Below are 9,004 nucleotides of genomic sequence, written 5' to 3' on the forward strand. Positions count from 1 at the left end.
GACAAAACATGAAACAGAAACAGCTATTTAAAAAGCCAATGGCGGACAAGGTGGGATTCGAACCCACGGTACGCTTTCACGCACACACGCGTTCCAGGCGTGCGCCTTAAACCACTCGGCCACCTGTCCTTGGTTGCTTTGCGTCGTCTGAGAAGCAAAACGTTGGAACGGCCGCGATATATACCGATCAATTCCCCGGGATCAACCCGAATCTGAACGTTTTTTGACAGTGGGCGGGAAAACTCCGTCGACCGCGTTGCCAAGCCTCGGGCCCCGGACTATTTCTTCTGCCATAAACGCCGTCGCGCGGCAGGCGGCGCGGCCGTGATCAACGATGCGGGCTTGTTCGCCATGGCAGTCATACGGTTCGTTTTCCATCTGCTCAGCGGGCTTGCTCTGGTTGCCGCGATCGTGGCCGGCACGCTGGATGCGATCCAGTCCGTGTCCGCCTCCTCGGTGGTGCTGACCAGCCTTGGCAATGCTTGGCTCAATCTCGATCCGGAAAGCCTGGCGCTCACCGAGATCACCGCGACCACCTATCTCGGCCAGGACATCTGGCGGCCTTTCGTGGCCCCGGTGCTGGCGCAGCCGGCATTCGCGGTGTTCCTGGGGATTGCGTTGATCTTTTGGATGGCCGGATACAGCCGGCCACAGTTTGCCGGGCGGTTTTCCGCCTGAAGCCCAAGCTGATCCTGCCGGCTCCCAAGAACTGCTGGGGGTAGTGTTGTAAGCGGAGTTGGATGCCGTCATGGGTTGCATGATGCAGATGCCTCCGGCCTCGCTCGACGAATGGGCAGAACTAAGTCTCGAAGCCTTCCGTTTGAGCAGTTTTCGACAACATTGTGGAAGTTTTCAGCAGCTTCGCTGTTTTTTACCAGTTGAAAAAAATCTCGTGAATTTTTCCGAAACCCGTGCAAGAGTGACCGAAGCCAGACCCTTGAAGAAAAAGGGCAGGTGGCCGCAGACATCACCGGGGAACGGGGATTGCGGGAGGACCTAACAGCTAAAAAACAGGGCTGCACGATGAAGAAAACCCTTTTAAGCCTCATTGCCATGGCGGCCATGTCGGCAACCGCGCTCGCCGCGGATATCAAGCCGGCGCTGGTCTACGGCACGGGCGGCAAGTTCGACAAATCCTTCAACGAAGCCGCTTCCGTCGGCGCCGAAAGGTTCAAGAAGGAAACGGGGATCGACTTCCGGGATTTCGAACCGACCAGCGACACCCAGGGCGAGCAGGCCATCCGCAACTTCGCCAGCCGCGGCTTCAATCCGGTGGTCGCCGTATCGTTCGCCTGGACCTCGGCCATGGAGAAGGTCGCGGCCGAATTCCCGGACACCAAGTTCGCGATCGTCGACTCCGTCGTCAACCTGAAGAACGTCCGCTCTATCCTCTATAAGGAGGAAGAAGGTTCCTACCTCGTCGGCCTTCTCGCCGGCATGGCGTCGAAGACCGGCAAGGTCGGCTTCGTCGGCGGCATGGATATCCCGCTGATCCGCAAGTTCGGCTGCGGTTATGTCCAGGGCGTCAAGGCGGCCAAGCCCGATGCGCAGGTCTTCCAGAACATGACCGGCACGACCGGTGCTGCTTGGAACGATCCGGTTCGTGGCGGTGAACTCACCAAGAACCAGATCGACCAGGGCGCCGACGTCGTTTACGCGGCTGCCGGTGCGACCGGTCTCGGTGTGCTGCAGACTGCTGCCGACAACAAGAAGCTTTCGATCGGCGTCGACTCCAACCAGAACCACCTGCATCCGGGTTCGGTTCTGACTTCGATGGTCAAGCGCGTCGATCTCGCCGTCTACAATGCCTTCAAGGACACCAAGGAAGACAAGTTCACGGCCGGCATCCAGGCTCTCGGCGTCAAGGAAGACGGCGTTGCCTACGCGCTTGACGACAACAACAAGGCGCTGATTACGCCCGAAATGAAGGCCGCCGTCGAAAAGGCCAAGGCCGACATCATCGCCGGCACCATCAAGGTGCACGACTACATGTCGGATAAGGCCTGCAACAAGTAAGGCCGGTTTTGAGGGGCGCAGGGCGACGATAATCGCCATGCGCCCTTTTTGCATATCAGGCGGAAGGGCGGACCATTGAGCTTCGATTCTCCGAAGGAGCCCGCGATCGAGCTTGTCGGCATCGACAAGAAGTTCGGTACGGTACACGCGAACAAGAACATCAATCTGACAGTTGCCAAAGGCTCGATCCACGGCATCATCGGGGAAAACGGCGCTGGCAAGTCGACCCTGATGTCCATCCTCTACGGCTTCTACCAGGCCGACCACGGCGAGATCCGCATTTCGGGAAAGCCGATGACGATCCGGGACAGCCAGGCGGCGATCGCGGCGGGCATCGGCATGGTGCATCAGCACTTCATGCTGGTCGAGAATTTCACGGTGCTTGAAAACGTCATGCTTGGTGCCGAAGGCGGCCAGCTCCTTGCCAAGGGCGTAGCGAGCGCCCGCAAGGAACTGAAGCGGCTGGAGGACGATTACGGCCTCGAGGTCGATCCGGATGCGGTCATCGAGGAACTGCCGGTCGGCAGCCAGCAGCGCGTCGAAATTTTGAAAGCGCTCTATCGCGGCGCTGACATCCTCATCCTCGATGAGCCGACCGGGGTGTTGACCCCGCCGGAGGCCGATCATCTTTTCAAGGTCCTGCGGGTGCTGCGCGATCAGGGCAAGACGATCATCCTCATCACCCATAAGCTGCGCGAGATCATGGCGATCACCGATACGGTGTCTGTCATGCGCCGCGGCGAAATGGTCGCGACCCGCAAGACCGCGGAAACGACCGTCGAAGAACTTGCCGAACTGATGGTCGGCCGCCGCGTCCTGCTGCGTGTCGAAAAGGGAGCCGCCCATCCGGGAGGGGTCCTGATGTCGGTCAGGAACCTGACGGTCAAGGACAGTCGTGGCGTCACCATGGTCGACGACGTCTCCTTCGACGTGCGCGCGGGCGAGATTGTCGGCATAGCGGGCGTCGCCGGCAACGGTCAGTCGGAACTGCTCGAAGCCATCGCCGGCATCCGCAAGCCGTCGTCCGGCGAGATCTTCATCGATGGCAAGCCCGTCGCCGGTGTCGACCCGGCAGGCCTGCGCGATCTCGGCCTCGCGCATATCCCGGAAGACCGCCACCACATGGGCCTGGTCCTGAAGTTCGAGGAATACGAAAACTCGATCCTCGGTTATCATCGCGATCCCAGATACGGCCGCGGCCCGTTCCTGGATCTCGATGCGATGCGGAAGGATGCCGAGGAGAAGATCGGCAAATACGACATCCGCCCGCCGAACCCGCGGCTGCGCACCGCCAATTTTTCCGGCGGCAACCAGCAGAAGATCGTCGTGGCGCGCGAAATCGAGCGCGATCCGAAAATGCTGCTCATCGGTCAGCCGACCCGCGGCGTTGATATCGGCGCCATCGAATTCATCCACAAGCGGATTATCGAGATGCGCGACGCCGGCAAGGCGGTGCTGCTGGTCTCGGTGGAGCTGGACGAGATCCGTTCGCTCTCCGACCGCATCCTGGTGATGTTCGCGGGCAGAATCGTCGGCGAAAAGTCGGGCGAGGCGGGCGAACAGACGCTGGGCCTGATGATGGCCGGGATCGCCGCATGACGCTTTCAGCAATGACCCATTCGGAGCATGGAATGATCGGACTTTCGGCGGCAGCACGGCGGACGAGGGCAGGGGCATGACCACCGCATCCGTTCCGCTTCCCGCCTGGATCAATTACGGCCTCATCCCGCTGCTCAACCTCATCCTGGCTTTCTTCTTTTCCGGTCTGGTCGTCTGGGCGATCGGCGAAAGCCCGTTCGAGGCGCTGCAATTGCTGTTGATCGGCGCGCTCGGCCGCGGCGAAGGCATCGGTTTCACCCTGTTTTATACGACGAGCTTCATCTTTACTGGCCTGTCGGTGGCAGTCGCGATCCATGCCGGCCTGTTCAATATCGGCTCGGAGGGTCAGGCCTATCTCGGCGGCCTGGGTGCGGCGCTCGTGGCGCTGGCCATGGACCACTACGTGCCCTGGTATGTAACGATGCCGTTTGCAGTGATCGGCGCCGCCCTGTTCGGTGCAGCCTGCGCCGCCATTCCTGCCTGGCTGCAGGCGAAGCGTGGTAGCCACATCGTCATCACCACCATCATGTTCAACTTCATCGTCTCGTCGCTGATGAACTACATGCTGGTGCGCGTGCTGATCGTTCCCGGCAAGATGGCGCCCGAAACTCGCACCTTCCTGCCGGGCGGCCAACTCCCCAAGCTCGACTGGCTGATCGCCATGTTCGGCGGCAAGCTCGGCGCGGCACCGCTCAACTTCTCTTTCCTGATCGCGTTGATCATGTGCTTCCTGGTCTGGGTGCTGATCTGGCGCACCAAGCTCGGTTACGAGATGCGTACGCTCGGCATCAGCCCGACGGCTGCGAGTTATGCGGGCATCCGCTATTCGAAGATCGTCATGATCACCATGCTGATCTCCGGCGGCCTTGCCGGCATGATGGCACTCAATCCGGTCATGGGCGCTTCCGCCCGCCTGCAGATCGAATTCGTCGGTGGCGCCGGCTTTGTCGGCATCGCGGTGTCGCTGATGGGTCGCAACCATCCGGCCGGCATCATCCTGGCGGCGCTGCTGTTCGGCATCCTCTACCAGGGCGGCGCCGAACTCTCCTTCGACATGCCGAGCATCACCCGTGACATGATCGTCGTCATCCAGGGCATGGTCATCCTGTTTGCCGGAGCCCTGGAATATATGCTCCGCCCGGCCATCGTCCGGTTCTACCAGCAGCTCACCGGGAAATAGGCTCATGGATTATTTCGATATTTTCATCAGCATTCTCGGTTCGGCGATCCGCCTTTCGATCCCGCTTCTGTTCACGGCGCTTGCCGGACTGTTTTCGGAGCGCGCCGGCATTTTCGATATCGGTCTCGAAGGCAAGATGCTGGCCTCGGCGTTTGCTGCCGCCTGCGTCGCCTACTGGACCGGCAATGCCTGGCTCGGCCTGCTCGGCGGCATTGGCATATCGATCGTGTTTTCCTTTGTGCACGGCTTTGCCTCGATCACCAATCGCGGCAACCAGATCGTCTCCGGGGTGGCGCTGAATTTCGTCGCCGCCGGTCTGACAATCGTGCTCGGCCAGGCCTGGTTCAGGCAGGGCGGGCGTACCGGCCAGGTGCCCCCCGAGGGCCGTTTCTCGTCCATCGTCCTGCCGGGCGCCGACATGATGCGCGACGTGCCGATCATCGGCCCGCTTTATGCACACGTGATCTCCGGCAACAACATCCTCACCTACATCGCTTTCCTGATGGTGCCGATTTCCTGGTGGGTTCTCTACCGCACCCGTTTCGGCCTGCGCCTGCGCGCTGTCGGCGAAAATCCGGGTGCGGTCGATACCGCCGGCATTTCGGTTGCCTGGATGCGCTACCGGTCTCTGATCGTCGCCGGGTTCCTCTGCGGTTTCGCAGGCACCTACCTGTCGATCGCCCAGTCGGCCGCCTTCATCAACAACATGTCGGCCGGCAAGGGTTATATCGCGCTTGCAGCACTGATCTTCGCCAAATGGAAACCGGTGCCGGTCATGCTCGCCTGCCTGCTCTTCGGGTTCCTCGATGCGTTCGCCAATTTCATGCAGGGCAAGTCGCTGCCGCTGATCGGCGAAGTGCCGGTACAGATCTTCCAGGCGCTGCCCTATATCCTCACCTGCGTCTTGCTGGCCGGGTTCATCGGCACCGCCCGTCCGCCCAAGGCTGGCGGCGTGCCCTATACCAAGGAGCGTTGATAGATGTCTCACGACCTTTTCGAAGCCGCCCGCGGTGCGATGGCCAAGGCTCACGCCCCCTATTCGAAATTTCCGGTGGGCGTGGCGCTCCGTGCCGATGACGGCAAAGTCTATCTCGGCGCCAACATCGAGAACATCTCCTTTCCCCAGGGCTGGTGCGCCGAGCCGACGGCGATCGGCGCGATGATCATGGGCGGGGGTAAGAAGATCGTCGAACTGGCAGTGCTTGCCGAAAAGCTGGCGCTCTGCTCGCCCTGCGGCGGCTGCCGGCAGAAAATCGCGGAATTTGCCTCCGCCGATACGCGCATTTATCTCTGCGACGATCTCGGCGTGCAGAAGACCGTCACCATGGCGGAACTCCTGCCGTTTGCTTTCGAAACCGACGTGATCGGCTGAGGCGGTGGAGATGAGGAAAGTCATCGATCTGCTCGTCGAGCGCCTGAACGGCCTGGTGCCGCGCCACGCGATCGTACTCGGCTCCGGCCTCGGTTCGCTGGTGAACCAGGTGACGGAGGCTGTCCGTGTGCCTTATGGCGCGCTGGAGGGTTTCCCGGTGAGCGGCGTCACCGGCCATGCGGGCGAGATCGTCGCGGGTTATCTCGGAGCCGAGCCGGTCATCATGCTTTCCGGGCGAGCGCATTATTACGAACATGGCGACGCCAAGGTGATGCGCTTTCCGATCGAGGTGATGAAAGGCCTCGGCGTCCAGTCGCTGATCCTCACGAACTCGGCAGGCTCCCTGAGGGAAGATATGCCGCCGGGCTCGGTGATGCAGATTTCCGACCATATCAACTATTCCGGCATGAACCCGCTGATCGGCGAAGAAGGCGACGGGCGATTTGTCGGTATGACCACCGCCTATGATGCAGACCTCACGCTCGATATGTGCAATGCGGCGATCCGTTGCGGCATCCCGCTGTTTTCCGGTGTCTATATGTGGTTCTCCGGACCGAGCTTCGAGACGCCGGCGGAAATCCGCATGGCGCGCACGCTTGGCGCCGATGCGGTCGGCATGTCGACGGTGCCGGAAGTCATCCTCGCGCGTTATTTCGGGCTCAAGGTCGCGGCGGCCTCGGTCATCACGAATTTCGGCGCCGGCATGACCGGCGCAGAACTCAGCCACGCGGAAACCAAGGACATGGCGCCCGTCGGCGGGCAGCGTCTGGCGGCCATTCTGAAAGAAATGTTGGCCTGATTACACGATGTATTTCAAGCGGATAAGTCCCGTGTGGGCGCGTGCCCCTCTGGTGTGGCTTGCATCTAATCGTTTGAACGATAAATATGGGCGAGCCGCATGACCCAGAAATCGAGCAGATTTTGACCGGACCTGCGTCGCCTTTGAATTTACTGCGTCACTATCGGACCGATAGGCGCGCGGCGCAGTAAGCAAGCCGGGGAGGCACTCGACATGGAACTCCTGAGCCCGCGTGAGGCGGCAGCCTTTGCGCTCTCGCTTCTCGACCTGACGAACCTGCGCGACGATTGCGATTACGCTGCGATCGAGAAACTGTGCCAGCGTGCCCAGACGCCTTATGGCAACACGGCTGCGATCTGCATCTGGCCGCGTTTCGTCGCCCATGCGCGCCAGATCTTGGGGTCCGAACATCCGGTCCGCATCGCTACGGTCGTGAATTTCCCTTCCGGCGAACTGGATGTCGCGACCGTCGTAGGGGAGACGCGCAAAGCGATCGAAGACGGCGCCGACGAGATCGATATGGTCATTCCCTATCGCAAGCTGCTCGCCGGCGATGAGGCGGCGGTGACCGAAATGGTCGAGGTTGTTCGCGCCGCCTGCCCGAATGCCTGCCTGAAGGTGATCCTCGAGACGGGCGAGCTGAAGGATAGCGCTCTGATCCGCCGCGCTTCCGACCTGGCGATCGCTGCCGGCGCCGATTTCATCAAGACCTCGACCGGCAAGGTCGCCGTCAACGCGACGCTCGAAGCAGCGGACATCATGCTGCAGGCGATCCGGGATTCGAAGAAGCGCGTCGGCTTCAAGCCTGCCGGCGGGATCTCGACGGTTGCGGACGCCGATCTCTACTTCCGGCTTGCCGAAACGATCATGGCCCCCAACTGGATCATGCCCTCCACCTTCCGTTTCGGCGCATCGAGCCTGCTCGATGATATTCTCGGCGTGTTGAGCGGCAGCACCACCGTCCGCGCGTCGAGCGGCTACTGACACGATGATCCCGCAGGAAATCATCCGCCGCAAACGCGACGGAAAGGTTCTCACCGGCGATGAGATCGCAGCCTTCATTGCTGCCCTGACAAAAGAGGAAATCTCCGAAGGCCAGGCGGCTGCCTTTGCCATGGCTGTCTTCTTTCGGGGCATGTCCCGCAATGAGACGGTGGCGCTGACGCTTGCCATGCGTGATTCCGGGACTGTCCTGAACTGGGACGCTCTTGATCGGCCGGTGGCGGACAAGCACTCGACCGGCGGCGTCGGCGACAATGTCTCGCTGATGCTCGCGCCGATCATGGCAGCTTGCGGCCTTGCAGTCCCTATGATTTCCGGCCGTGGCCTTGGTCACACCGGCGGCACGCTCGACAAGCTGCAGTCGATCCCGGGTTACAGCGTCATGCCGGACGAGGTTTTGTTCCGCAAGGTCGTCCGCGAGGTCGGTTGTGCCATTATCGGACAGACGAGCGATCTCGCCCCCGCCGACCGCCGGCTCTACGGCATCCGCGACGTGACAGCGACCGTCGAATCCGTGCCGCTGATTACAGCCTCCATCCTCTCCAAGAAACTCGCGGCCGGTCTCGGCAGCCTTGTGCTCGACGTCAAGGTCGGCAACGGCGCCTTCATGGAAAGCCCGCAGCAAGCAGAAGCGTTGGCCCGCTCTCTGGTCGAAGTGGCGAATGGGGCGGGCGTCAAGACCGCAGCACTTCTGACCGATATGAACCAGCCGCTGGCAGACGCGGCGGGCAATGCGCTCGAAATCGTCAACTGTCTCGATTTCTTGGCGGGCCTGAAGGCCGGTACCCGGCTCGAGGCCGTCGTTTTGGCTGAGGCCGCGGAAATGCTGGTCCAGGCCGGCGTGGCCAGCAATCTGGCCGAGGCCGAGGAGAGAGCGCGGCTGGGTCTGAGCTCCGGCGAAGCGATGGAGCGGTTTGCCCGCATGGTCCATGCACTCGGCGGTCCCGCGGATTTCTGCGAGCGTCCGGATTCCTATCTTGAACGTGCGCCGGTGCGGCTGCGCGTGCCGGCGCCGCGCGATGGGTATCTCGCAGCC

The 9,004-nt window shown here is 61.7% G+C and carries 9 protein-coding genes and 1 tRNA gene; 9 read left to right on the forward strand and 1 reads right to left on the reverse strand.

Features of this window, described 5'->3' with window-relative positions; all coding sequences use genetic code 11:
• Window positions 1–39: 39 nt before the first annotated feature.
• A tRNA-Ser gene (locus MOV61_RS14220) sits at window positions 40–129 on the reverse strand.
• A gap of 222 nt (window positions 130–351) precedes the next feature.
• On the opposite strand from MOV61_RS14220, the gene MOV61_RS14225 reads away from it, so the two are divergent.
• The 9 genes from MOV61_RS14225 to deoA all read left to right on the forward strand — a co-directional run.
• The gene (locus tag MOV61_RS14225; protein ID WP_051900233.1) at window positions 352–678 is read left to right on the forward strand and encodes a hypothetical protein; all 327 of its coding nucleotides are present in this window, start codon (window positions 352–354) and stop codon (window positions 676–678) included.
• Between the two features lie 345 nt (window positions 679–1,023).
• The gene (locus tag MOV61_RS14230) at window positions 1,024–2,016 is read left to right on the forward strand and encodes a BMP family protein (protein WP_038592324.1); all 993 of its coding nucleotides are present in this window, start codon (window positions 1,024–1,026) and stop codon (window positions 2,014–2,016) included.
• A 75-nt stretch (window positions 2,017–2,091) separates the two neighbouring features.
• A complete protein-coding gene (locus MOV61_RS14235; RefSeq protein WP_038548135.1) occupies window positions 2,092–3,615 on the forward strand; it encodes an ABC transporter ATP-binding protein in 1,524 nt (507 codons plus the stop codon).
• A 76-nt stretch (window positions 3,616–3,691) separates the two neighbouring features.
• Complete coding sequence (locus tag MOV61_RS14240; protein ID WP_038548138.1) at window positions 3,692–4,795, forward strand: ABC transporter permease; 1,104 nt, start codon at window positions 3,692–3,694, stop codon at window positions 4,793–4,795.
• A gap of 4 nt (window positions 4,796–4,799) precedes the next feature.
• Window positions 4,800–5,771 carry an ABC transporter permease gene (locus tag MOV61_RS14245; protein ID WP_247137018.1) on the forward strand — a complete coding sequence of 324 codons (972 nt, stop codon included), beginning with the start codon at window positions 4,800–4,802 and terminating at the stop codon, window positions 5,769–5,771.
• Window positions 5,772–5,774: 3 nt separating this feature from the next.
• The gene (locus MOV61_RS14250) at window positions 5,775–6,167 is read left to right on the forward strand and encodes a cytidine deaminase (protein WP_247036474.1); all 393 of its coding nucleotides are present in this window, start codon (window positions 5,775–5,777) and stop codon (window positions 6,165–6,167) included.
• 10 nt (window positions 6,168–6,177) lie between these two features.
• Window positions 6,178–6,966 (forward strand): purine-nucleoside phosphorylase, encoded by a 789-nt coding sequence (locus tag MOV61_RS14255; protein ID WP_247137019.1) that lies wholly within the window; start codon window positions 6,178–6,180, stop codon window positions 6,964–6,966.
• Between the two features lie 213 nt (window positions 6,967–7,179).
• Window positions 7,180–7,950 carry a deoxyribose-phosphate aldolase gene (gene deoC, locus MOV61_RS14260; protein ID WP_247137020.1) on the forward strand — a complete coding sequence of 257 codons (771 nt, stop codon included), beginning with the start codon at window positions 7,180–7,182 and terminating at the stop codon, window positions 7,948–7,950.
• Between the two features lie 4 nt (window positions 7,951–7,954).
• Window positions 7,955–9,004 (forward strand): thymidine phosphorylase (gene deoA / locus MOV61_RS14265; RefSeq protein ID WP_247137021.1); only part of this gene is annotated, 1,050 nt, incomplete at its 3' end.

The sequence above is a fragment of the Neorhizobium sp. BETTINA12A genome, from assembly GCF_023006485.1.
GTDB lineage: Bacteria > Pseudomonadota > Alphaproteobacteria > Rhizobiales > Rhizobiaceae > Neorhizobium.

What these genes read in the sequence shown, in the direction of transcription:
- MOV61_RS14225 (WP_051900233.1), top strand. Translation starts at nt 352, where the DNA reads ATGGCAGTCATACGGTTCGTTTTCCATCTGCTCAGCGGGCTTGCTCTG.
- MOV61_RS14230 (WP_038592324.1), top strand. Translation starts at nt 1,024, where the DNA reads ATGAAGAAAACCCTTTTAAGCCTCATTGCCATGGCGGCCATGTCGGCA.
- MOV61_RS14240 (WP_038548138.1), top strand. Translation starts at nt 3,692, where the DNA reads ATGACCACCGCATCCGTTCCGCTTCCCGCCTGGATCAATTACGGCCTC.
- MOV61_RS14245 (WP_247137018.1), top strand. Translation starts at nt 4,800, where the DNA reads ATGGATTATTTCGATATTTTCATCAGCATTCTCGGTTCGGCGATCCGC.
- MOV61_RS14250 (WP_247036474.1), top strand. Translation starts at nt 5,775, where the DNA reads ATGTCTCACGACCTTTTCGAAGCCGCCCGCGGTGCGATGGCCAAGGCT.
- MOV61_RS14255 (WP_247137019.1), top strand. Translation starts at nt 6,178, where the DNA reads ATGAGGAAAGTCATCGATCTGCTCGTCGAGCGCCTGAACGGCCTGGTG.
- deoC (WP_247137020.1), top strand. Translation starts at nt 7,180, where the DNA reads ATGGAACTCCTGAGCCCGCGTGAGGCGGCAGCCTTTGCGCTCTCGCTT.